Source organism: Paraburkholderia sp. CHISQ3, from assembly GCF_030464945.1.
In the GTDB taxonomy this organism is placed as follows: domain Bacteria; phylum Pseudomonadota; class Gammaproteobacteria; order Burkholderiales; family Burkholderiaceae; genus Paraburkholderia; species Paraburkholderia megapolitana.
On the sequence record NZ_JALPRG010000008.1, the window covers coordinates 52,535 to 75,662 of the forward strand.

Genomic DNA, 23,128 nt, shown 5'->3' on the forward strand with positions numbered 1-23,128 from the left:
TGCGCACCGCGATGGGCTCACAAGCTGGCCGAACGGTCAGCAGTTCCGCCACTGAACCGCGTCGAACCGCACCGCCAGGCCGGATCACTCACTTCACGAATATGGCTTTACTCAACATCCTCAATTACCCGGACAAGCGCCTCTACAAGGTCGCGAAGCCCGTCGAGACGGTCAACGACCGCATCCGCCGCCTGGTCGCCGACATGGCCGAAACGATGTATGCCGCGCCCGGCGTCGGCCTCGCCGCAACCCAGGTCGACGTGCATGAGCGTGTCGTCGTGATCGACGTGTCCGAGACGCACGATGAACTGCGCGTGTTCATCAACCCGGAAATCGTCTGGAAGAGCGACGAGAAGAAACTCTCCGAAGAAGGCTGTCTGTCGGTGCCGGGCATCTACGACGACGTCGAACGTGCCGAGAAGGTGCGCGTGCGGGCATTGAACGAGAAGGGCGAGAGCTTCGAGATCGACTGCGAGGGCTTGCTCGCGGTGTGCATCCAGCACGAGATGGATCACCTGCTGGGCCACGTGTTCGTCGAGTATCTGTCGCCGCTGAAGCAGAGCCGCATCAAGACGCGGATGAAGAAACTCGCTCACGCGATGTAATGCGCGCCTACCCCGCCTTTTGCTTCCACTCATGAGTCATACGCTGCGCGTCGTCTTTGCCGGTACCCCTGAATTTGCCGCGGCGGCGCTCGCTGCGATCCATGCGGCTGGGTTTGCGGTGCCGCTCGTGCTGACCCAGCCGGATCGGCCGGCGGGGCGCGGTATGAAACTGCAGGCCAGCCCGGTCAAGCGTTTCGCCGAAGAACACGGGCTCGCGGTTGCGCAACCGCCGTCGCTGCGACGCACCGGTAAGTTTCCCGCCGAAGCCACTGCCGCCATCGAGCAGCTAAAGGCAACGCCCCACGATGTGATGGTGGTCGCCGCCTACGGCCTGCTGCTGCCGCAGGAAGTGCTCGATATCGCACCGCACGGCTGCATCAATATTCATGCGTCGCTGTTGCCGCGCTGGCGCGGCGCTGCGCCGATCCATCGCGCGATCGAAGCCGGCGACACGCAGACCGGCATCACGCTGATGCAGATGGACGCCGGCCTCGATACCGGCGCGATGATCTCCGAGGCGCGCACGCCGATCCATCCCGACGATACGACCGCGACCCTGCACGACCGGCTCGCGCAGGCGGGCGCAACGCTGATCGTCGAGGCGCTGGTCGAACTCGAACGCAGCAGCAAGCTGCACAACGTGCCGCAGCCTGCCGACGGCGCCACCTATGCCGCGAAGATCGACAAACACGAAGCGACGCTCGACTGGCGTCGCCCCGCTGCGGTGCTGGCCCGCCAGGTGCGCGCTTTCGATCCGTTTCCCGGCGGTGTGGCGACGCTCGACGGCACGGCGCTGAAGATTTGGGCCGCAGCACCGGTCGAGATGCGTACCGACGCCACACCGGGCACGATCGTCCAGGTCGCGCCGGAAGGCGTTGCGGTAGCCTGCGGCGAAGGTGTGCTGCGGCTCACGCAACTACAGAAGCCAGGCGGCAAGCGCCTGCCTGCACGCGAATTTCTCGCCGGCTCCACGTTGGCCGCGGGACAACGTTTCCAGCTTCCTGACGGGCAATAAGCGGAACAATAAGCGCCTGCGCGCGCCTCTGAGGTTTTCATGTTCGGCATCACCCATTTCGGATTTTTCGTCGTCGCCGTTTTCCTGCTGAACGTGACGCCCGGCCCCGATACGGCTTATATCGTTGGGCGCAGCGTTGCTCAAGGCCGTGGCGCTGGGTTGATTTCGGCACTCGGTATATCGGCGGGTTGCTGCGTACATTCGCTTGCCTGTGCGTTCGGGCTGACGGCGCTACTGGCGGCATCGGCGACCGCGTTCACCGTGATCAAGTTCGTCGGCGCGATGTATCTGATCTACCTCGGTGTGCGCCTGATCCTCACCAAAGCGGACTCGAAACCGGTAGCGGGAACCGCAGCGCAGGCCGCCGGCGCGCCGAAATCGCTGCGGCAACTGTTCCTGCAAGGCTTCTGGACCAACGTGCTGAACCCGAAGGTCGTGCTGTTCTTCGTCTCGTTCTTCCCGCAGTTCGTCACGACCGCGAGCGATCACAAGGCATGGGCCTTTCTCACGCTCGGGCTCGTGTTCGTCGCGATGAGCATGGTGTGGAACAGCTTCGTCGCGTGGATCGCCGGTAGCGTCACGCAGCGCTTTTCCGGCAAACCGGGCGTGAAGCGCTGGCTGGACCGTGGGGTCGGCAGTGCGTTCGTCGGTCTTGGCGTTAAGCTCGCTACTGCAACACGATGATTGAATTATCCTTGCAAGCCCATATCTAACAGAAAGCTTACAATCGGGCGTCCCCAGCATATCGCCTGGAAGACGGCACGAGATATGAACCTGCAACCGGGCAAGGAGTAACGAACATGTTCAATTGGGTCAAAACCACGGTGTTGATGGCCGCGATCACGGCCCTTTTTGTTGTTATCGGCGGGATGATCGGCGGCCAGCGCGGCATGATGCTCGCGCTGCTGATCGCACTCGGCATGAATTTCTTCTCTTACTGGTTCTCGGACAAGATGGTCCTGCGCATGTACAACGCGCAGGAAGTCGACGAGGCCAGCGCACCGCAGTTCTACCGGATGGTCCGCGAACTCGCGACACGCGCCAACCTGCCGATGCCGCGCGTCTACCTGATCAACGAAGACGCACCGAACGCGTTTGCGACCGGCCGCAACCCCGAGCATGCGGCGGTGGCGGCTACCACGGGCATTCTGCGGGTGCTGTCCGAGCGCGAAATGCGCGGTGTGATGGCGCACGAGCTCGCGCACGTGAAGCACCGCGACATCCTGATCTCGACGATCTCCGCGACCATGGCCGGCGCGATTTCCGCTCTGGCGAACTTCGCGATGTTCTTTGGCGGTCGCGACGAGAACGGCCGTGCGACCAACCCTATCGCGAGCATCGCTGTTGCGCTGCTGGCGCCGATTGCCGGCGCGCTGATCCAGATGGCGATTTCGCGTGCGCGCGAATTCGAAGCGGACCGCGGCGGCGCGCAGATTTCGGGCGATCCGCAGGCGCTGGCCAGCGCGCTCGATAAAATCCATCGCTACGCGAGCGGCGTCCCATTCCCGACCGCGGAAGCACACCCGGCCACCGCGCAGATGATGATCATGAATCCGCTCGCGAGTGGCGGTATCGCGAACCTGTTTTCGACGCACCCGGCCACCGAAGAACGCGTCGCCCGGCTCATGGAGATGGCGCGCACCGGGCGCTTCGACTAGCGTGAGGACCTAAGGGCGGCGCGATACATCGTGCGTGCCCCATCAGAAAAAGCGAACCTTCTCAGGGTTCGCTTTTTCATTCCCCAACATTGTTTGTCGCGGTCTACCGCCGTTTGCACGCTAACGGTATCCACCGGCCGCCCAGGCCCGCCAAGTTACAATGTCCCGTTTGTGTCGCGCGTACTGCGCGGCCTGCCCGCGCATTCTCCATGACCCGAAAGCCTTCCCAGCGTTCCTCTTCCCAACCGGCGCCGCGTGAGCGCGAATCCCGCCTGTCGGCACTGCATCTTGCCCCCGACTCCCTCGGCTTCGCACTCGACAGCGCCGCTCAGGCAATCGGCGCGGTACGCGCCGGCTCCGCGCTGCCGGCTGCCGTGCAGGGTCTTTTTGCGTTCGGGAAAGACAGCGACGCGGCCATCGCGCGCGGTGCCGTGCAGGACATCGCCTACACGACGATGCGCCGTCTCGGGAGCGCCGACTGGCTGATCGCACAACGGCTGCACAAGGAGCCGCCGCCGCACGTGGCCAACGTGCTCGCCTGTGCGTTCGCGCTGCTCATCGACGAAGGCGACGCCGCGGCCTATGCGCCGTTCACGGTGGTCGATCAAGCGGTGAATGCGATCGGTGGTCGACGCGAGTTCGCGTTCGCAAAGGGGCTCGTCAATGCGGTGCTGCGCGGCTTCCTGCGCGAGCGGGCCGCGCTGCTCGACGCCTTGCAGGCCGACGAGGTGGCGCGCTGGAATTACCCGTCGTGGTGGCTCGATGCGGTCCGGCGCGCGTGGCCCGACTCATGGCAGGACGTGCTTGCGGCCGGTAACGTACAGGGTCCTCTGACGCTGCGGGTTAATCCGCGCCACTCCACCGTCGATGCCTATCTACAGATGCTGAGCGACCAGGGCATCGCCGCGACCCATGTGGGCGCGTATGCGGTGCGACTCGCCACGCCGACCTCGGTCGAACGCATTCCCGGTTTCGTCGACGGTGTGGTGTCCGTGCAGGATGCTGGCGCGCAACTCGCCGCACCGCTACTCGATGCGCGCGACGGCATGCGCATCCTCGACGCCTGCGCGGCGCCCGGCGGCAAGACCGGACATCTGCTCGAACTTGCCGATGTCGAAGTCGTCGCGCTCGAAAGCGACGCGTCGCGGGCGCGCCGCATCGGCGAAAACCTGCAGCGTTTGCAGCTCGAAGCGGAAATCCGCATCGGCGACGCAGGCGACCCCACCGCGTGGCACGACGGCAAACCGTACGACCGGATTCTCGCCGACGTGCCGTGCTCGGCGTCGGGCATCGTGCGCCGGCATCCCGACATCCGCTGGCTGCGACGAGCATCCGACATCCCCGCCCTCGTCGCCGAACAGCGCCGTATCCTGCAGGCACTCTGGCCGCTGCTGAAAACAGGCGGAGAACTGCTCTACGTCACGTGTTCGATCTTCCCGGAAGAGGGCGAACTGCAGGCACAGTGGTTTGGAAACCTCTACCCGGATGCGGTACGATTGGACGCGCCGGGGCAACTGCTGCCCGCGGCTGCCCGCGTGCCCGCCGACGCATCGGCCGGTTCCCTGGCTGGGCATTCCACCGGCCAGCACGCTGACCACGACGGATTCTTCTACGCGCGCTTTCAGAAACGGTGATCATCAAACGCTTCTTCCCGCTTCGGTTCGCGGCCGTGCTCTGGTTCGCGCTGGCCGTTTGCCTGACCGCAGCCGGCCAGGCGCGCGCCGATTCGATCGCCGTGCAACGCGCATCGCTGCAGTCTGACGGCAACGGCTGGGCGCTCGATGCCCGCTTCGACTTCGAGCTGAACAGCAGCCTTGAAGACGCGGTCAATCGCGGCATCCCGCTGTACTTCACCACCGATTTCGAATTAAGCCGCCCACGCTGGTACTGGTTCGACGAGCAGCCCGTGAGCGTGTCGCAGAGCATCCGGCTGTCGTTCCAGCCGCTCACGCGCGAATACCGGGTGTCGAGCGGCGGCTTGCAGCAGGGCTTCCCGACGCTCAGCGACGCGCTCGCCGTGATCAAGCACATCACGTCGTGGCACGTGATCGAACGTAATGACGTGCATCCTGGAGAAACCTATACCGCATCGGTGCGCATGCAGCTCGACGTCGCATTGATGCCCAAGCCGTTCCAGATCGACGCGGTCAACAACCGCGACTGGAATCTCGTTTCCGACTGGAAACGCTTTACCTTCACGGTGACCGAACGTGCTAAATAGCGTACGCCGCGTCACCAGTGTGAGCAGCATCGTCGCGCGCGTGCTGGTCTCGACGGTCGGTGTGACGGCTGTGCTGCTGCTCGTGCTGCTGGCCGCCGCGAGCGCGAACACCGAATTCTTCGATCGCTACTACGGCTGGCTCTACGCGGCCAACATCGCGGTCGCGCTGATCTTCATGCTGATCGTGACGGTGCTGGTCGGCATCATCATCATGCGGTTGCGCAGAGGGAAGTTCGGCACGCGGTTGCTCGCGAAGCTCGCGTTCTTCTTTGCGCTCGTCGGTGTGGTGCCGGGCGGCATCATCTATGTCGTGTCGTACCAGTTCGTGTCGCGCAGTATCGAGTCGTGGTTCGACGTCAACGTCGAGACCGCGCTGACGTCGGGGCTGAACCTCGGGCGCGGCATGCTCGACGCATCGCTGTCCGATCTGCAGACGAAGGCGCGGTTGATGGCCGACCAGATCGCGAGCGCCGATGCCCCAGGCACGACGCTCACGCTGCTGCGGTTGCGCGATCAGTTCAGCGTGCAGGATGCGACGATCGTCGCGCCCGCGCCGCCCAGTATGTCGGGCGCGACGCCGGGTATGCGCGTTGTCGCGCAGGCGTCGAGCAATTACTCGACACTGGTGCCGAGCGACGTGCCGACACAGATGATGATCGATCAGGCACGCGGCCGCGGCTACGCGGCCATCGAAGGCGAAGTGGACGGCGACCCCGCCGCGCACGGTCCGAAAGGAGCGCTGCGGCTGCGCGTCGTGACGCTCATTCCGGATTCGAACGCCTCGCTGCTGCAGCCCGCAGAGCGTTTCCTGCAACTGACACAGCCGGTCTCGCCGACGCTCGCGCGTAACGCCGACGCGGTGCAGCGCGCGTACCGCGAGTACCAGGAGAAGTCGCTTGGCCGCACGGGGCTGCGCAAGATGTACATCGGCACGCTCACGCTTGCGCTGTTTCTCGCGACCTTCATCGCGATGATGATCGCGCTCGCGCTCGGCAATCAGCTTGCGCGGCCGCTGTTCCTGCTCGCGCAGGGGACGAAGGAAGTGACCGAGGGCGACTACACGCCCAAGCGCGAAATCAAGTCGCGCGATGAACTCGGCTTCCTGACCCAGTCGTTCAACGCGATGACCCGACAGCTTTCCGAAGCGCGCGCCGCCGTTGAGAACAACCGTATCGCACTCGAACATTCGAAGGCCTACCTCGAAAGTATTCTCGCGAATCTCACGGCCGGTGTGTTCGTGTTCGACCGGCAGTTCCGGTTGACCACCGCGAACCGCGGCGCCGAGCGGATTTTCCGCCAGCAGTTCCAGGCGGTGCTCGGCTCGGCGCTCGATCGCATCGGCGTGCTGGCCGAGTTCGGCGCGATGGTGCGCAAGGCGTTCGCCGACCGCGAAGCGGCGAGCCGCGACGGCGACGATCGCGGCCACTGGCAGCAGCAATTTTCGGTGGAAGTGCCCGGCGAAACCGATCCGTTGACGCTGCTCGTGCGCGGCGCCCGGCTCTTCGCTGCCGCCGAAGGCGATGTGGCCGACGTGCAAACGGCGGGCTATGTGGTCGTCTTTGACGATATCTCCGACGTGATCTCGGCACAGCGTTCGATTGCATGGGGCGAAGTGGCACGGCGTCTGGCGCATGAAATCAAGAATCCGCTCACGCCGATCCAGTTGTCGGCGGAACGGCTGCAGATGAAGCTCGCGGACAAGCTCGGTCCGTCTGATGCCGACGTGTTGAAGCGCGGCGCGACCACGATCGTCAACCAGGTCGCGGCGATGAAGCAGATGGTCGACAATTTCCGCGACTACGCGCGCACGCCGCCCGCGGTACTGGCGAACCTGCAGCTCAACGAGCTGGTCAGCGAAGTGATGACGCTGTACGGGATCGAGGAAGGCAAGAGCGCGATTGCGGTGGAGCTGGCGGAACTGCCGGTCATTCGCGGCGACGCGACGCAATTGCGGCAGGTGATCCACAATCTGCTGCAGAACGCGCAGGACGCAGTGGCCGAGATTGCGGAACCTCGCGTGTTGCTCGAGACGAGGACAGTAGAATACGGAGACCCCGACGCGGAAGGAAAGGTACGCATCGCGGTTCGGCTGACTGTGACGGACAACGGCCCGGGGTTCCCCGCGCGCATACTGACTCGCGCATTCGAACCTTACGTGACGACCAAGGCCAAAGGGACAGGACTCGGTCTCGCGATGGTCAAGAAGATCGTCGACGAACACGGCGCACGTATCGACATTCGCAACCGGCTCAAGGCGGGCGATGTGGTCGAGGGCGCGCAGATCTCGATCCTCTTTCTGCAACTCGCAGACGATACGGCAGCGCCCGACGCAGGACCGCAGACGACGCACGGCGCAGCGTTGCAGGGAACGACAAAAGCAACAGTGCAGACAAGGGCAGCGTAAATGGCAACCATCCTGGTGGTAGACGACGAAATGGGCATCCGGGAATTGCTCTCGGAGATCCTGAGCGATGAAGGGCATGTCGTGGAAGTGGCGGAGAACGCGCAGGAAGCGCGCGAACTGCGGCAACGTCAGGCGCCCGATCTGGTGCTGCTCGATATCTGGATGCCCGATACCGATGGCGTGACGTTGCTGAAAGAGTGGGCTGCGCAAGGGCAACTCACGATGCCGGTCATCATGATGTCCGGTCACGCCACCATCGACACCGCGGTCGAAGCGACGAAGATCGGCGCACTCAATTTTCTCGAGAAGCCGATTGCGTTGCAGAAGCTGCTGAAGGCCGTCGAACAGGGTCTCGCACGCGGCGGCAATGCGGTGCCGGCAGCCGGCGGTGCAGCAGCGAAGCCCGCGGCGCCGGCCGGCGGGGCGACGGTGGCCTCGGCGGCGGCGCTGCCTGTGCTCGCAAGCGACGGCATCGGCGGTAACACCGTGCCGAACCAGACCGCGGCGATCTCGTTCGACATTCCACTGCGCGATGCACGCGATGCGTTCGAGCGCGCGTACTTCGAGTATCACCTCGCGCGCGAAAACGGCAGCATGACGCGCGTCGCGGAAAAGACCGGGCTCGAGCGGACTCACCTGTACCGGAAGCTGAAGCAACTCGGCGTCGATCTCGGCAAGAACAAGGGCGAGTAGGGTCTGGCGGGATAAATCATCAAGGGGCTTGAGCTGCGTCGAGTGCTTTGCTATACTCTCGCTTCTTCGTTGGCCCGGTAGCTCAGTTGGTAGAGCAGCGGATTGAAAATCCGCGTGTCGGTGGTTCGATTCCGCCCCAGGCCACCAGAATTCAGCCCCAGGAAATCGCAAGATTCCTGGGGTTTTTCATATGCTGGTCCGAAATGCAGCGAGGCTGCTGCCAGCCACAGCGGTGGCCCGCAAGCACCACTTCGGCCCCGATGATAAAATCGCACGTTTTCAAGGACTTGCTGGCCTTGCCTGAAGCGTGCCGCAAGTCCTTTTCGTTTCTGGGCGTCGAGAGCGTACATCGTGTCGATATCGCGCGGACGTCTCCGCCCAACGATCAGCGGTATATCAGCGGTATAAGTGCCCAGCGACTCTGCGTGCGGAAGGCGCGGCCTATACTGCTTGAGCCGGCGCGGTGCCGGCGCGCGACGCTGCGTTGCCGACGGTGTACGGCACGGCAATGCAGCGGCGCGGCACTCATCTTCACGGAGTTTCACGGTGACCCGCAAAGACGCTAAAAGCAGCGCGCTGGTGCTGTTTTCAGGCGGCCAGGATTCGGCCACATGCCTTGCCTGGGCGCTCGAACGATATGAAACGGTCGAGACGCTGGGCTTCGATTACGGGCAGCGGCACCGGGTCGAACTCGAATGCCGCGAAGGTTTCCGGCAGGCCATCGTGCAGCGCTTTCCCGCATGGGCCGCGCGACTCGGCGACGATCACACGATCGACCTGTCGGTGCTCGGCGCGATCAGCGATACCGCGATGACGCGCGAAATCCAGATCGAGACCGCCGCCAACGGTTTGCCGAACACGTTCGTGCCGGGCCGCAATCTGATGTTCATGACGATCGCTGCGGCGATTGCGTATCGGCGGGGTTTGCAGGTGTTGGTCGGCGGGATGTGCGAGACCGATTTTTCGGGCTATCCCGACTGCCGCGACGACACGATGAAGGCGCTGCAGGTGACGCTCAATCTCGGCATGGCTACGCGCCTGCTGCTCGAAACGCCGTTGATGTGGCTCGACAAGGCTGACACATGGCGGCTCGCGCACACACTCGGTGGCGACGAACTGGTCGAGCTGGTGCGGGTCGAGACGCATACCTGCTACGTCGGCGAACGGGCGGAGTTGCATGCATGGGGATTCGGTTGCGGCGAGTGTCCGGCGTGCCGGTTGCGCAAGCGCGGTTACGAGGCGTATCTCGTCGGCGAGAAGGTGACGGCGCCCGCATGAAATGCGGTAGGAGCGCGATAACGCGCGCGGTTGGGATATTGAAGTTCAGTGCGCACTCGCGCAGCACCGGCATGGCAGATGCCAGCCAATCAGGTGAGTGATCTGGAGTCTTAGGCGAAAAGCAGCATGACGTACGCAGTCAAGGAAATCTTCTACACGTTGCAGGGCGAGGGCGCGAACGCCGGGCGCCCGGCTGTGTTCTGCCGGTTCGCCGGCTGCAATCTGTGGTCGGGCCGCGAGGAAGATCGCGCGGATGCCGTGTGCCGCTTTTGCGATACGGATTTCGTCGGCACCGACGGCGAGAACGGCGGCAAGTATCGCAGCGCCGAAGAGCTTGTCGCGATGATCGCCGCGCAGTGGCCGCAGGGCGAAGACAACCGCTTCGTCGTGTGCACGGGCGGCGAACCGATGCTGCAGATGGACCCGCCCTTCGTCGACGCACTGCATGCAGCGGGCTTCGAGATCGCGATCGAGACCAACGGCTCGCTGCCGGTGCTCGAGACGATCGACTGGATCTGCGTGAGCCCGAAAGCCGATGCGCCGCTCGTCGTGACGAAGGGCAACGAGCTGAAGGTCGTCGTGCCGCAGGACAACCAGCGCCTCGCCGACTACGCGAAGCTCGAGTTCGATTATTTCCTCGTCCAGCCGATGGACGGTCCGTCGCGCGACATCAATACGAAGCTCGCGATCGACTGGTGCAAACGCCATCCGCAGTGGCGCCTGTCGATGCAGACTCACAAGTACCTGAATATTCCCTGATTTGCCGTGCTGACCATTACCCGAAAACTCGAATTCGATGCGGGCCACCGCATCCCCGATCACCGCAGCCAGTGCCGTAACCTGCACGGGCATCGCTACGTGCTCGAAATCACGCTGCAAGGCGACCTCGTCGAAACCGAAGGCGCGCCCGATCGCGGCATGGTGATGGATTTCGCCGACGTGAAGTCGCTGGCTATCGAACATCTCGTTGACAAGTGGGACCACGCGTTTCTCGTCTTCGAAGGCGATACGCGCGTACGCGGCTTTCTCGAATCGATGCCCGATCACAAGACGGTCGTACTCGATCGCATTCCGACCGTCGAAAACCTCGCGGCCGTCGCGTTCGATATTCTGGCCAACGTCTACGACGCGCACTACGGCGTGAATCTGCGGCTGCACCACGTGCGCCTGTACGAAACCCCCAACTGCTGGGCCGACGTGGTCCGCGACTAACGCGTTATTGTCACGGTATGATCGCTCGACAACCACACGGAGCGAGACATGCCGGTTACCACGCTACGCGGCGCACGCCATCTGACCAGGGCCGTTCCTGGCCCGCTTGAACGTCCATCCTTTCTGCTCACGCATCGTTCCAGCGAAGGCGCTGCCTCGCGCCGGCGAGGAGCGCCGCGATGAGCACGTTCACGAATCCCCTGAAGCAACGTCTGCACGAATCCGAGCCGCTGATCGGGCTGTGGCTGTCGCTTGGCAGCGATGCCGCGGCGGAAGCGCTCGCGCACGCCGGCTTCGACTGGCTGCTGATCGACATGGAGCATTCGCCCAACGACAGCAACGATGTCACCGCGCAACTGCGCGCCATCGCGGCTGCGCATCTGCCGAGCGAACCGGTGGTGCGCGTGCCCGCGAAGGAAGGTTGGCTCGTCAAACGCGCGCTCGATGCCGGCGCGCGCACGCTGATGTTTCCGAACATCGAAACCGCGGATGACGCCGCGCATGCGGTGCGTCTGACGCGCTATCCCGACACCAATACACCCGACGGCCTGCGCGGTGTAGCCGGCGCAGTACGGGCCGCCGCGTACGGCATGCGGCGCGACTACATCCAGAACGCCAACGCGCAGATCGCGACGATCGTGCAGATCGAGTCGGCGCGCGCAGTGCAGGAAGTCGAGCGGATTGCGGCGACGCCGGGTGTCGATTGTCTGTTTATCGGACCGGCCGATCTCGCGGCAAGCCTCGGTCATCTCGGCGATCCGAAGCATCCCGAGGTGCAGCAAGCAATTGCGCACATCTCGGATGCAGCGCAGCGCGCCGGCGTCGCGACCGGTATTTTCGCGCTCGACGTTGCGGGTGCGCGGCAGTATCGCGAGGACGGTTTTCGCTTTATCGCGCTTGCCGCCGACGTCATGTGGCTGCTTCGTGCAACGCGCCAGGCGCTGCAGGAGGCGCGGTCATGAAGCGGTGCATTCGAGGTCGAGGAATGGCACGCGTGGCGATAGGCGCAGTGTGCGTCGTGCTACTCGCGGCCGGCCCGGCGCATGCGCAGATCGAGAAACCGAAAGCGTCCGATCTCGCCACGCAGACGGCGGTCGCCGACTACAACGCCGGCAACCTGAGCGTTGCGCTCGTCGAGTTTCGCAAGGCCGCCGAACACGGCAGCCGCCTCGCCGAATTCAACTACGCGATGATGCTGCTCAATGGCGAAGGCGGCAAAGCCAACGTCGATGAAGGCAAGAAGTGGCTGCGCAAGGCCGCGGACGCCAACATGTCGCATGCGCAGTACGTGTACGGAAAAATGTACGACGACGGGGAGTTCGTGGGCCGCGATCCCGCCGAGGCGCATCGCTGGTTTCTGAAGGCTGCTCGGCAGGGACACGTGCTGGCGGAACTTGCGCTGGCGAACCAGTTCCTCGATGGACGGGGCACGCCGCGCGACAACCGGCAGGCGTTCGTTTGGTATGAGAAGGCCGCCGAGGGTGGCGACATGACCGCGCAGTATGTGGCCGGTTCGTTCTATGAGCGCGGCGGCGACGGCGTCAAACAGAACCTGAACGTGGCGCGCGCGTACTACGCGGCGGCTGCGGCTCAGGGCGATCCGGCGGCGCGTTTGAAGTATCAGCAACTGTCCGCGCAGTTGCTCAACGCCGCACCGAAATCGCCGAAATCACCGTAGTCACCGTAGTCACCGTAGTCACCGTAGTCACCGTAGTCACCATAACGCAGGCGCCCGCTGCAACTGCGGGCGTGCCCCGCGCGTTCAACACTCAACTCTGCATCAAACGCTTCTGGCGCCCCACACTCATGATCAGACCGATCGCGACGCCGAGTGTGGTGAGCGCGGTGCCGCCGTAACTCATGAACGGCAACGGCACACCGACCACCGGCAGGATGCCGCTCACCATGCCGATATTGACGAAGGCGTAGGTGAAGAACGCCATCGTCAGCGCGCCGGCCAGTAGCCGCCCGAACAGCGTCGCGCCGTTCGCGGCGATATACAGCCCGCGCGCGATCAACGCCATGTACAGCACCAGCAGCACGATGCCGCCGGCCAGCCCGAATTCCTCCGAGAACACCGCGAAGATGAAGTCGGTGTGCTTTTCCGGAATGAATTCAAGATGCGCCTGCGTGCCCTTCAACCAGCCCTTGCCGAGCTCACCGCCGGAACCGATCGCGATCACGGCCTGGATGGTGTGGAAGCCTTTGCCGAGCGGATCGGAGGTCGGATCGAGCAGCGTACAGATGCGGTGCTTTTGATAATCGTGCATCAGCGGCCAGGTGACTTCGGGCTGGCAGATCCGGTCCTGGAATGCCGCGATCGATGCCACCGCGATCGTCGCGGCGATCAGCACCGGCACGATCAGCTTGAAGCTCAGACCCGCGAAATAGATCACGAAGAAGCCCGCGGCGAACACCAGCACGGCGGTACCGAGATCGGGCTGCTTGGCAATCAGTCCGACCGGCACCAGCAGGATCACGAGGCCGACCAGATAGTCCCACCAGCGCACCACGCCTTCGCGCCTTTGGTAATACCAGGCGAGCATCAACGGTGTGGCGATCTTCAGGATCTCCGACGGCTGGATCACGACGCCGACGTTGATCCAGCGTTTGGCGCCCTTGCGTGTGAGCCCGAATAGCGCGACCGCCACGAGCATCGCAATACCGAACGTGTAGAGCGGCACCGCGAAGCGCATCAGCGTGGTGGGCGGCACATTGGCGAGGGCCCACATCAGCACGAACGTCAGCATGATGTTGCGCAACTGGTCTTCCACGCGCCCGGGCACATCGAGGCTCGCGCTGTACAGCGTGACGATGCCGACGCACAACAGCAGGAACACGGTGAGCGCGAGCGGGCGGTCGAAGCCTGCGAACATCCGCTTGATGCGGTCGAGCCAGGCGCGCTTGTCGAATTGCATGCCTTTCTCCTTACTCGTCGATGCCGCCGCTAGCCGGCTGGGCCGGCTGCGACTCTTTCCCGTCGTTGCGCGTGGGCGCGACGACTGCGGGCGTTGTGCCGCCGGCAGGACGGGGGCTGTGAGGGCCGCCGGATTTGCGCGGCACGAGAATTTTGGCGCGCGGCGCCGCAGCGATGGCCGCCGATGCAATGCTGGCCGGCTCTGCGGCGGCATCGGGAGGCGCGCTTAATGGCGTGGCTGGCGTATCCCCTGCCGAAGCGGCAACCGCCGCCGATGCCGCGCCAGGCGCCGAGGCCGCACCCGGCTCCGGCAACGCGGTAAAGCCCGTCGCGACAGGAACCGGCAACGTGGTTTTGACGGGCGTCGATGCGCCGCCTATGACTGGCGCAGAGGCATCTTCGGTTGCCGAGGCCGCTGCTGCAACGGCCGCGGCTTCGGCGCCTGGTTTCTGCCGGTCGACCAGGTAGAAGTCGAGCACCTTGCGCGCGATCGGACCTGCGGCTTCGGCGCCCCAGCCGCCGTTTTCCACGATCAAGGCGACCGCGATCTTCGGATTGTCCGCCGGCGCGAATGCGGTAAAGAGCGCGTGGTCGCGCAGCCGTTCGGGGATCGCATGGCCCTTGTAGTTCGCGCCCTGCAGCGAATAGACCTGGGCCGTGCCGGTCTTTCCCGCCGCCTGATACGGCGCGCCGATAAACAGCTTCGATGCCGTACCGCCGGTCACCACACCGACCAGCGCGCGCTTGACGACATCGATATCCGATTGCGGCACGTTGATGCGACCGTCGTCTTTGGGCACGGTCAGGTGCGTATCGCGGGTGATCGGATTTTCGATTTCCTTCACGAGGTGAGGCTTCATCAGCACGCCGTTGTTGGCGAGCGTCGCGACCGCATGAGCGAGTTGCAAGATCGTGAACGAGTTGTAGCCCTGGCCGATCCCGAGGCTGATCGTTTCGCCTTCGTACCAGCGTTGCTGTTCCGGCTTGCGGTACGCCTTGCGCTTCCATTCGGTCGACGGCAGGATGCCGCGCGCTTCGCCGGCGATGTCGATACCGGTGATCTGCCCGAAGCCCCACGGCTTCATGAAATTGGCGATCGCGTTGACGCCGAGGTCGTGCGCGAGCATGTAGAAGTAGGTGTCGTTCGACACGACGATCGCGCGGTTCATGTCGACCCAGCCCTGCCCCGAGCGCACGTCGTTGCGGAACGTGTGGCCGCCGAACGTGTAGTAGCCCGGGTCCTGGAAACCCCAGCCCGGTGTGCGCTTGTGCAGCGCCAGCGCGGCGAGCGCCATGAATGGCTTGTAGGTCGAACCCGGCGGATAGGTGCCGTGCAGCGGCCGGTTCAGCAGCGGATGATCCGGCGAGTTATTGAGGTCGTCCCAGGTCTGCTGGTCGATTCCGTCGACAAACGAGTTCGGATCGAAGCTCGGCGCCGAGACGAACGCGAGCACGTCGCCGGTGGCCGGTTCGATTGCGACGAGTGCGCCGCGCCGGCCGGCGAACGCCTGCTCGGCGACCTGCTGCAAACCGATGTCGATCGACAGCACGAGATTGTTACCCGGCGTGGCCTGAGTGCGCGACAGCGTACGTACCGGTCGGCCACCCGCGGTCACTTCGACTTCCTCGAAACCGGTCTGCCCGTGCAGTTCGGTTTCGTAGCTCTGCTCGACGCCGATCTTGCCGATGTAGTCGGTGCCCTTGTAGTTGTTCGCGTCGAGGCGTGCGTCGTAGTGCTCGGGATCGCTGTTGTTCTGATCGCTGGCGTCGTCGATGCGATCCTGATCGCGCTGCGAGATCCGGCCGATGTAGCCGATCACGTGCGCGGCGGTCGGCCCGAGCGGGTACTGGCGGAAGAGGCGCGCGCGCACTTCGACGCCGGGAAAGCGGAAGCGCTGCGCCGTGAAGCGCGCGACTTCGTCGTCGGTGAGGCGCGTGCGGATCGGCAGGCTTTCGAAATTCTTCGAGTCTTCCTGCAGCTTCTTGAAGCGGCGCCGGTCGCGGGCATCGATCGAGATGACGGTGGCGAGACTGTCGATCACATTATCGAGCGTGTCGTTGAGCTTCGACGGCGTGATTTCGAGCGTGTACGCCGAGTAGTTTTTCGCGAGTACGACGCCGTTGCGGTCGGTGATGATGCCGCGGTTCGGCACGATCGGCGCCACCGAGATGCGGTTTTCGTCGGCCTGCAGCGAGTACTTGCTGTAGTGCCACACCTGCAGGTACAGGAAGCGGAACGTGATCAACCCGAAGCAGACGAACACGAACAGACCCGCCGCCGCGACGCGCAGGCGGAACTTCGAGAGCTGCTGCTGGGTGTCCTTGAATTCGGTCATGCGATAGCAAACAGGGCCGTCTGGCGGCCGTCACGAGGTGCGCGAACCCGCAGGCCGCGAACCGGAAGAGATAACGTGCGCGGACCGGGCCGGCGGGATGCAACGAGTTTCAAGGGCGGTCCCGGTGAGCGCTGGACTAGATAGGACGCGTGTCGTCCGGATCGGCCGGACGGCGTTGCGGCATCAGCAGTATCACGCTGGCGAGCGGCCACAGCACCGCTTCGACGAACCCGTCGATCAGATAACCCCAGCCCGGAAACGCCGCGCCGGCCAGCAGCCGGATCACGAACGGAACGATCTGCGCGATGACGAACAGCGGCATCACGGCGAACGCCTGCACGCCGAGCGACATCCACAGCACCCGCCGATGGATCGTGATCGCGCCGTACGACAGCAGCGTATACGCGAGCGCGTGCTCGCCGAGCAGGCTTGCGTTGTGTACGTCCATCAGCAGACCGAGCAGGAACGCGATGCCCATACCGACCTTGCGCGGCTGGTGGACGTTCCAGAACAGCAGCACCAGTGCGACGAAGTCGGGTATGCCGATCAGACGGCCCCAGGGCATCAGGTTCAGCAGGAACGCGGCGGCGAGGCTGAATGCGATGAAGTATGGGTTGACCGGCTGCAGGATGTATTGCGGGCGGTTCATGGGTTCGCCCCCTGGCCGGCGGCTGGTGTAGCGGGTTTCACGGGGGCGGCGGGCGCAGTGGGCCGGGTGCTATGAGCAGGCTCTTTGCCGGCGGGTTTCGCCGCAGGCTTATCAGCGGGTTTGCTCGCGGGCTTGTCCGCGGTTTTATCCGAACCCTTTTCAGCAGCCTTGTCCGCGCCCTTCGCGCCTGCCTTGTCCGCCGCAGGCTTCTTCGCCTTTGCCGCTTTCGCGGAATCGGCTGCCGACTCGGCCTCTTCCGGCCGCGGCGGCACATCGTTCTGATAGTGCAGCACGAGCAGCTGGCGCGCGCCGCGCACCGGCGCGACCGGCACGCAGACGACGCGTGCGAACGCCGTATCGGCCTGCTTGTCGACCCGCACGACCTTCGCTACCGGCAGCCCCGGCGGATAGACACCGTCGAGACCGCTCGTGACGAGTTCGTCGCCGGTCTGCACATCGGCGCTGATCGGCACGAAGCGCAGATCGAGCGAGTCGCCCTTCGGTGTCCCATAGATCACGCTGCGCAGCCCGGTTCGCACGATCTGCACGGGCACGGCCTGGTCCTTGTCGGTGAGCAGGGTGACTTCGGCCTGCAGCGGGAACACGCGCGTGATCTGGCCGATCACGCCGTCTTCGTTGACAACCGGCGAACCGTTCTGGATGCCCTGCTGCGAACCGCGGCCGATCACGACTTTCTGCGTAAAGGGGTCGCTCGTGTCGTACTGGATTTCGGCGGGAATCGACTGGATGGTCGCGCGTTGCGACAGTTGCAGCAGGCTGCGCAAGTGCGCGTTCTCCGCGCCGAGCAGTGCTGATTGATTGGCTTGTTGCGATAGTTGCAGATTGCGCTCGCGCAGCTTCGTGTTTTCAGCGCGCAGCGTGGCGCTCGTCACGGCGAGATCGGCGGCGCCCATGAACAGGTCGCGCGGCACGAGCGCCGCGCGTTGCAGCGGATACAGGCCCGCCCCGAGCACCCCGCGGACGATTTCGAGCGTCTTGAAGCGCGCGTCGGAAATGAGCAGCGCCAGCGCGAGCACGACGAAGAAGATCAGCCGGGCGAGTGCCGATGGACCTTGCTTGAATAGGGGCGGCGGACTGTATTCCATGGTCGGCGCCGGGCGCGTGAGCGGGTGAATGAAGCGGTATGCAGCGCGGCGATCGCGCTCAGCGCGCGGCGGCCGGACGGGCCGCCGGGCAACGCGCCAGCCCGGAGGGAGCTGGCCGTGCCGTCCGCGCTGCGGTCATGGAGCAGGACTCGCTTACTCGTAAGAGAAGATACTACCGAGCTTGTCCATGCGCTCGAGCGCCATGCCCGAGCCGCGCACGACGCACGTGAGCGGGTCTTCGGCGACCAGCACCGGCAGGCCGGTTTCTTCCGCGAGCAGGCGGTCGAGGTCGCGCAGCAGTGCACCGCCGCCCGTCAGCATCATGCCGCGTTCGGCGATGTCGGCGCCCAGTTCCGGCGGGGTTTGCTCGAGTGCGATCTTGACCGAGGACACGATCTGGTTGAGCGGATCGGTCAGGGCTTCGAGGATTTCGTTGCTGGAGATTGTGAAGCTGCGCGGAATGCCTTCCGACAGGTTGCGGCCCTTCACTTCCATTTCCTTCACTTCGGAACCCGGGAACGCGGAACCGATTTCCTTCTTGATCGCTTCGGCAGTTTGCTCGCCGATCAGCATGCCGTAATTGCGGCGGATATAGTTGACGATTGCCTCGTCGAACTTGTCGCCACCGACACGCACCGAACCCTTGTACACGATACCGCCCAGCGAGATCACGCCGACTTCCGTCGTGCCGCCGCCGATATCGACGACCATCGAGCCCGTCGCTTCCGATACCGGCAGGCCGGCACCGATTGCGGCTGCCATTGGTTCTTCGATCAGATAGACCTGCGAGGCGCCGGCGCCGTGCGCGGCTTCCTTGATCGCGCGGCGCTCAACCTGGGTCGAGCCGCACGGCACGCAAATGATGATGCGCGGCGACGGCGAGAACATGCGGGATTCGTGAGCGGTCTTGATGAACTGCTTGATCATCTGCTCGGTGACGGTGAAGTCGGCGATCACGCCGTCTTTCATCGGGCGGATCGCCTCGATATTGCCCGGCACCTTGCCGAGCATCTGCTTTGCTTCCTTGCCGACTGCCTGAATCGTCTTCTTGCCGTTCGGGCCGCCTTCCTGGCGGATGGAAACCACCGACGGTTCATCGAGGACGATACCTTTGCCACGCATGTAGATAAGCGTGTTGGCAGTGCCGAGGTCAATCGCCAGATCGTTGGAGAAGTAGCTGCGCAAAAAACCGAACATTCAAAATCCTGTCTCGCTGGGGGCCGGGCCTCGCACTGTATGCGTAGGGCGGCAGCGGAAAAAATAGCAGTTTCAGGCTGGCGGGAGCGGCCACGAGAGCACGAAACTGCGGGGGGAATCTACCGGAGGCCGGGGCAGGGCCGCTCAGCGTTTTCTGGGTGCAAGCTGGAAAATGTTCCAGCAGGGCCTTGCCAGCTCGGTCCGGGTTTGGGTCGAACGCGTAATGATACCTTATAATTTTGCTTGTTTTGAAGGAAACGGAGCGCACTTTTTGCCTCTGACGGCCCGCTTTCGAGGGTCGCCTCCAGTGACGTAACCCGCTGTCGCAGCATTGTTTTTCCGCACTGCGGCAGTCCACCTTCCTCTCCGGTGACTGCATGGCTCTGACCCTGACCGATGTTAAACGCATTGCCCACCTCGCGCGGCTCGAACTGGCCGAGGACGAGGCTGGGCATACGCTTGCCCAGCTCAACGACTTCTTCGGTCTCGTCGAGCAGATGCAGGCAGTCGATACGACAGGCATTGCGCCGCTCGCCCATCCGATCGAGCAGATCGAAGACGTCGCGCTGCGTCTGCGTAACGACGCAGTGACGGAAACCGTGCGCCGCGACGACTTCCAGCAGTCCGCGCCGGCTGTGCAGGACGGTCTGTATCTGGTGCCGAGAGTGCTCGAATAGCCGTTTGAATCGGGTATAGCTGTGCGGGCCGCGCGAGCTGCGCAGCTCGCCGGCCAGCCACGCAGCAGGACACACATCCGCCACGGCGCACGACGCCGCGGCGTTCTCTGGAAACAATGCAATGCATGAAAAGAGCTTGACCGAACTGCGCGCAGCGCTCGACGCGAAGGAATGCTCCGCGGTCGAACTGGCGCAGTTGTACCTGAAGCGGATCGACGAGGCACGCGGCCTGAACGCGTTCCTGCACGTCGATGCCGACCTCACGCTCGCCCAGGCGAAAGCCGCCGATGCACGGCTTGCCGCCGGCAACGCGGGCCCGCTGACAGGCCTGCCGATCGCGCACAAGGACGTGTTCGTCACGCGCGACTGGCGTGCAACAGCCGGCTCGAAGATGCTCGAGCACTACACCAGCCCCTTCGATGCAACGGTCGTCGAGCGCCTGGCGCAAGCGGGCATGGTGTGCGTCGGCAAGACGAATATGGACGAGTTCGCGATGGGTTCGTCGAATGAGAACTCGCACTTTGGCCCGGTGCAGAACCCGTGGGATCGCAAGGCTGTGCCGGGCGGTTCGTCGGGTGGCTCGGCGGCAGCGGTTGCCGCGCGTCTCGCGCCGGTCGCGACCGGCACCGACACCGGCGGCTCGATCCGCCAGCCCGCATCGTTCGCCGGCGTCACGGGTATCAAGCCGACGTACGGCCGCGTGTCGCGCTACGGGATGATCGCGTTCGCATCGTCGCTCGATCAGGCCGGTCCGTTCGCGCAGAACGCCGCCGATTGCGCGACGCTGCTCAACGCCATGGCCGGCTTCGACGAACGCGATTCGACGAGCCTCGTGCGCGATGACGAGGACTACACGCGCCATCTGGGCGAGACATGGCAAAGCGGCGGCGACGCTGCGAAGCCGCTCGCCGGGCTGCGCATCGGTCTGCCGAAGGAATACTTCGGCGCGGGCCTCGCCGACGACGTGCGCGCTGCCATCGATACCGCGCTGAAGCAGTACGAAGCACTCGGCGCAACGCTCGTCGACGTCTCGCTGCCGAAAACCGAGCTGTCGATCCCCGTGTACTACGTGATCGCCCCTGCGGAAGCCTCGTCCAACCTGTCGCGTTTCGACGGCGTACGCTACGGCCATCGCGCCGCCGAATATCGCGATCTGCTCGACATGTACAAGAAAACGCGCGCAGAAGGCTTCGGCCCCGAGGTGAAGCGACGCATTCTGGTTGGGGCGTATGTGCTCTCGCATGGCTACTACGATGCGTACTACCTGCAGGCGCAGAAAATCCGCCGCATCATCGCGCAGGATTTCCAGGAAGCGTTCCATCAGTGCGATGTGATCATGGGCCCGGTGTCGCCTTCGGTGGCATGGGACCTCGGTGCGAAGGGCGACGATCCGGTGCAGATGTATCTCGCCGATATCTACACGTTGTCAGTGAGCCTGGCTGGTTTGCCCGGCATGAGCGTACCGTGCGGCTTCGGCGCGGGCGCGAATGCGCAGCGTCCGGTGGGCTTGCAGATCATCGGTAACTACTTTAACGAAGCCAGGATGCTGCAGGTGGCGGACGCGTTCCAGCGCGCCACCGACTGGCATCGCAGGACACCGGCCGGCAGCGCGCGGTGGGAGGCATGACTATGCAATGGGAAGTCGTCATCGGTCTCGAGACGCACACACAGCTCTCGACGGTCTCTAAAATTTTCTCCGGCACTGCAACGCAGTTTGGTGCCGCGCCGAACACTCAGGCAAGCCCGATCGATCTCGCGTTGCCGGGCGTGCTGCCGGTGATGAACCGCGGCGCTGTCGAACGCGCGATCACCTTCGGTCTCTCGATTGGTGCGACGATCGCGCCGCGCAGCATCTTCGCGCGCAAGAATTATTTCTACCCTGACTTGCCGAAGGGCTATCAGATCAGCCAGTACGAGATTCCGGTCGTGCAGGGCGGACAGGTCACGATCCAGGTGCCCGGCAAGGACAAGGACGGCAACAGCACCACCTACGAAAAAACCGTCAACCTGACGCGCGCGCATCTTGAAGAAGACGCGGGCAAGTCGCTGCACGAAGACTTTGCCGGCATGACCGGCATCGATCTGAATCGCGCCGGCACGCCACTGCTCGAAATCGTCACCGAGCCGGAGATGCGCAGTGCAGCCGAAGCCGTCGCGTACGCGAAGACGCTGCATGCGCTCGTCGTGTGGCTCGGCATCTGCGACGGCAACATGCAGGAAGGTTCGTTCCGCTGCGATGCGAACGTATCGGTGCGGCCGGTCGGTCAGAAGGAATTCGGCACGCGTGCCGAGATCAAGAACCTGAACTCGTTCCGCTTTCTTGAAGAAGCGATCCAGTACGAAGTGCGTCGCCAGATCGAGCTGATCGAGGACGGCGGCACCGTCGTGCAGGAAACGCGTCTGTACGATCCGGACAAGCGCGAAACGCGTTCGATGCGCAGCAAGGAAGACGCGCACGATTACCGTTATTTCCCCGACCCCGACCTGATGCCGCTCGTGATCGACGCGGCCTGGGTCGAGCGCGTGCGCAGCGAGATGCCTGAATTGCCTGCGGGCATGCAGAAGCGTTTCGTCGAGCAATACGGGCTGACGCCTTACGATGCCAGCGTGCTGACGTCGAGCAAGGCAATGGCTGCGTACTACGAAGCGGTGGTCGACAAGGCCGGTGCCGCGCAGGCGAAGGTTGCCGCGAACTGGCTGATGGGTGAGGTATCGTCGCAACTGAATCGCGAAGACCTCGACATCGGCGCGTGCCCGGTGTCCGCTGCGCAACTCGCGCTCGTATTGCAACGGATCGCCGACGGCACGATCTCGAACAAGATCGCGAAGGAAATTTTCCAGGCAATCTGGGAAGAGAAAGCCACCGACGAAGCCGCCGCCGATCGCATCATCGAAGCGAAGGGTCTCAAGCAGATCTCGGACAGCGGCGAGCTCGAAGCGATCATCGACGAGGTGCTGGCTGCGAATGCGAAGTCGGTGGAAGAATTCCGCGCCGGCAAGGAAAAGGCATTCAACGCGCTGATCGGGCAAGCGATGAAGGCGACGAAGGGCAAAGCCAACCCGCAGCAGGTCAACGAACTGCTGAAGAAGAAACTGTCCTGAACGATGCGGTGCGAACGGGCGTGGTTCGCGCCTGCTCGCTGCGATGACGGGCCGTTGC

21 protein-coding genes and 1 tRNA gene are annotated in these 23,128 nt (G+C 64.1%); 17 read left to right on the forward strand and 5 right to left on the reverse strand.

Annotated features, from left to right (window positions below; all coding sequences use genetic code 11):
* Positions 1-101 precede the first annotated feature (101 nt).
* The 14 genes from def (at position 102) to M0D65_RS19850 (ending at position 12,764) form a co-directional block, all read left to right on the forward strand.
* Complete coding sequence (gene def / locus M0D65_RS19785) at positions 102-605, forward strand: peptide deformylase (protein WP_091019366.1); 504 nt, start codon at positions 102-104, stop codon at positions 603-605.
* A 31-nt stretch (positions 606-636) separates the two neighbouring features.
* Positions 637-1,620 carry a methionyl-tRNA formyltransferase gene (gene fmt / locus M0D65_RS19790; protein ID WP_266254215.1) on the forward strand — a complete coding sequence of 328 codons (984 nt, stop codon included), beginning with the start codon at positions 637-639 and terminating at the stop codon, positions 1,618-1,620.
* 39 nt (positions 1,621-1,659) lie between these two features.
* On the forward strand, positions 1,660-2,304 hold the full coding sequence (locus M0D65_RS19795; protein WP_266254216.1) for a LysE family translocator: 645 nt from the start codon (positions 1,660-1,662) through the stop codon (positions 2,302-2,304).
* Positions 2,305-2,420: 116 nt separating this feature from the next.
* Positions 2,421-3,278, forward strand: coding sequence for a zinc metalloprotease HtpX (gene htpX / locus M0D65_RS19800; RefSeq protein WP_091019371.1), 858 nt, complete (start codon positions 2,421-2,423; stop codon positions 3,276-3,278).
* Positions 3,279-3,487: 209 nt separating this feature from the next.
* Positions 3,488-4,912 carry a 16S rRNA (cytosine(967)-C(5))-methyltransferase RsmB gene (rsmB, locus tag M0D65_RS19805; RefSeq protein WP_266254217.1) on the forward strand — a complete coding sequence of 475 codons (1,425 nt, stop codon included), beginning with the start codon at positions 3,488-3,490 and terminating at the stop codon, positions 4,910-4,912.
* Positions 4,909-5,499, forward strand: coding sequence for a DUF4390 domain-containing protein (locus M0D65_RS19810; protein WP_091019376.1), 591 nt, complete (start codon positions 4,909-4,911; stop codon positions 5,497-5,499). The genes rsmB and M0D65_RS19810 overlap by 4 nt, the downstream gene beginning before the upstream one ends.
* Entirely contained in the window at positions 5,489-7,903 is a 2,415-nt protein-coding gene (locus M0D65_RS19815; protein WP_091019378.1) for a PAS domain-containing sensor histidine kinase, read from the forward strand. Before M0D65_RS19810 ends, M0D65_RS19815 begins: the two co-directional genes overlap by 11 nt.
* The gene (esaR, locus tag M0D65_RS19820; RefSeq protein WP_266254218.1) at positions 7,904-8,596 is read left to right on the forward strand and encodes a response regulator transcription factor EsaR; all 693 of its coding nucleotides are present in this window, start codon (positions 7,904-7,906) and stop codon (positions 8,594-8,596) included.
* 71 nt (positions 8,597-8,667) lie between these two features.
* Positions 8,668-8,743, forward strand: a tRNA-Phe gene (locus tag M0D65_RS19825).
* A gap of 399 nt (positions 8,744-9,142) precedes the next feature.
* Positions 9,143-9,874 (forward strand): 7-cyano-7-deazaguanine synthase QueC, encoded by a 732-nt coding sequence (gene queC / locus M0D65_RS19830; RefSeq protein ID WP_091019382.1) that lies wholly within the window; start codon positions 9,143-9,145, stop codon positions 9,872-9,874.
* A gap of 126 nt (positions 9,875-10,000) precedes the next feature.
* Positions 10,001-10,633, forward strand: a complete 633-nt coding sequence (gene queE, locus M0D65_RS19835) for a 7-carboxy-7-deazaguanine synthase (RefSeq protein ID WP_091019385.1) — start codon at positions 10,001-10,003, stop codon at positions 10,631-10,633.
* A gap of 9 nt (positions 10,634-10,642) precedes the next feature.
* Entirely contained in the window at positions 10,643-11,086 is a 444-nt protein-coding gene (gene queD, locus M0D65_RS19840; protein ID WP_091019557.1) for a 6-carboxytetrahydropterin synthase QueD, read from the forward strand.
* Positions 11,087-11,265: 179 nt separating this feature from the next.
* A complete protein-coding gene (locus M0D65_RS19845) occupies positions 11,266-12,048 on the forward strand; it encodes an HpcH/HpaI aldolase/citrate lyase family protein (RefSeq protein ID WP_266254219.1) in 783 nt (260 codons plus the stop codon).
* Positions 12,045-12,764, forward strand: coding sequence for a tetratricopeptide repeat protein (locus tag M0D65_RS19850; RefSeq protein WP_266254220.1), 720 nt, complete (start codon positions 12,045-12,047; stop codon positions 12,762-12,764). The genes M0D65_RS19845 and M0D65_RS19850 overlap by 4 nt, the downstream gene beginning before the upstream one ends.
* Before the next feature lie 91 nt (positions 12,765-12,855).
* Here M0D65_RS19850 and rodA read toward each other — a convergent pair whose 3' ends face one another.
* The 5 genes from rodA to M0D65_RS19875 form a co-directional block, all read right to left on the reverse strand.
* Entirely contained in the window at positions 12,856-14,004 is a 1,149-nt protein-coding gene (gene rodA, locus M0D65_RS19855; RefSeq protein WP_091019390.1) for a rod shape-determining protein RodA, read from the reverse strand.
* 10 nt (positions 14,005-14,014) lie between these two features.
* Positions 14,015-16,339, reverse strand: a complete 2,325-nt coding sequence (gene mrdA, locus M0D65_RS19860) for a penicillin-binding protein 2 (RefSeq protein WP_266254221.1) — start codon at positions 16,337-16,339, stop codon at positions 14,015-14,017.
* A gap of 136 nt (positions 16,340-16,475) precedes the next feature.
* The gene (gene mreD / locus M0D65_RS19865) at positions 16,476-16,988 is read right to left on the reverse strand and encodes a rod shape-determining protein MreD (protein WP_091019395.1); all 513 of its coding nucleotides are present in this window, start codon (positions 16,986-16,988) and stop codon (positions 16,476-16,478) included.
* Complete coding sequence (gene mreC, locus M0D65_RS19870) at positions 16,985-18,094, reverse strand: rod shape-determining protein MreC (RefSeq protein ID WP_091019396.1); 1,110 nt, start codon at positions 18,092-18,094, stop codon at positions 16,985-16,987. The genes mreD and mreC overlap by 4 nt, the downstream gene beginning before the upstream one ends.
* Positions 18,095-18,247: 153 nt before the next feature.
* Entirely contained in the window at positions 18,248-19,291 is a 1,044-nt protein-coding gene (locus M0D65_RS19875; protein WP_004189550.1) for a rod shape-determining protein, read from the reverse strand.
* A gap of 377 nt (positions 19,292-19,668) precedes the next feature.
* Here M0D65_RS19875 and gatC point away from each other — a divergent pair, with 377 nt between their 5' ends.
* The 3 genes from gatC (at position 19,669) to gatB (ending at position 23,070) form a co-directional block, all read left to right on the forward strand.
* Positions 19,669-19,968, forward strand: coding sequence for an Asp-tRNA(Asn)/Glu-tRNA(Gln) amidotransferase subunit GatC (gene gatC / locus M0D65_RS19880; protein ID WP_091019398.1), 300 nt, complete (start codon positions 19,669-19,671; stop codon positions 19,966-19,968).
* 121 nt (positions 19,969-20,089) lie between these two features.
* On the forward strand, positions 20,090-21,595 hold the full coding sequence (gene gatA / locus M0D65_RS19885) for an Asp-tRNA(Asn)/Glu-tRNA(Gln) amidotransferase subunit GatA (RefSeq protein WP_266254222.1): 1,506 nt from the start codon (positions 20,090-20,092) through the stop codon (positions 21,593-21,595).
* Complete coding sequence (gene gatB / locus M0D65_RS19890) at positions 21,592-23,070, forward strand: Asp-tRNA(Asn)/Glu-tRNA(Gln) amidotransferase subunit GatB (protein WP_091019403.1); 1,479 nt, start codon at positions 21,592-21,594, stop codon at positions 23,068-23,070. Before gatA ends, gatB begins: the two co-directional genes overlap by 4 nt.
* Positions 23,071-23,128: the final 58 nt, after the last annotated feature.

Coding starts and splice junctions, on each gene's coding strand:
- def (WP_091019366.1), top strand. CDS start 102: ATGGCTTTACTCAACATCCTCAATTACCCGGACAAGCGCCTCTACAAG.
- fmt (WP_266254215.1), top strand. CDS start 637: ATGAGTCATACGCTGCGCGTCGTCTTTGCCGGTACCCCTGAATTTGCC.
- M0D65_RS19795 (WP_266254216.1), top strand. CDS start 1,660: ATGTTCGGCATCACCCATTTCGGATTTTTCGTCGTCGCCGTTTTCCTG.
- htpX (WP_091019371.1), top strand. CDS start 2,421: ATGTTCAATTGGGTCAAAACCACGGTGTTGATGGCCGCGATCACGGCC.
- rsmB (WP_266254217.1), top strand. CDS start 3,488: ATGACCCGAAAGCCTTCCCAGCGTTCCTCTTCCCAACCGGCGCCGCGT.
- esaR (WP_266254218.1), top strand. CDS start 7,904: ATGGCAACCATCCTGGTGGTAGACGACGAAATGGGCATCCGGGAATTG.
- queE (WP_091019385.1), top strand. CDS start 10,001: ATGACGTACGCAGTCAAGGAAATCTTCTACACGTTGCAGGGCGAGGGC.
- M0D65_RS19845 (WP_266254219.1), top strand. CDS start 11,266: ATGAGCACGTTCACGAATCCCCTGAAGCAACGTCTGCACGAATCCGAG.
- M0D65_RS19850 (WP_266254220.1), top strand. CDS start 12,045: ATGAAGCGGTGCATTCGAGGTCGAGGAATGGCACGCGTGGCGATAGGC.
- rodA (WP_091019390.1), bottom strand. CDS start 14,004: ATGCAATTCGACAAGCGCGCCTGGCTCGACCGCATCAAGCGGATGTTC.
- mrdA (WP_266254221.1), bottom strand. CDS start 16,339: ATGACCGAATTCAAGGACACCCAGCAGCAGCTCTCGAAGTTCCGCCTG.
- mreD (WP_091019395.1), bottom strand. CDS start 16,988: ATGAACCGCCCGCAATACATCCTGCAGCCGGTCAACCCATACTTCATC.
- mreC (WP_091019396.1), bottom strand. CDS start 18,094: ATGGAATACAGTCCGCCGCCCCTATTCAAGCAAGGTCCATCGGCACTC.
- M0D65_RS19875 (WP_004189550.1), bottom strand. CDS start 19,291: ATGTTCGGTTTTTTGCGCAGCTACTTCTCCAACGATCTGGCGATTGAC.
- gatC (WP_091019398.1), top strand. CDS start 19,669: ATGGCTCTGACCCTGACCGATGTTAAACGCATTGCCCACCTCGCGCGG.
- gatA (WP_266254222.1), top strand. CDS start 20,090: ATGCATGAAAAGAGCTTGACCGAACTGCGCGCAGCGCTCGACGCGAAG.
- gatB (WP_091019403.1), top strand. CDS start 21,592: ATGACTATGCAATGGGAAGTCGTCATCGGTCTCGAGACGCACACACAG.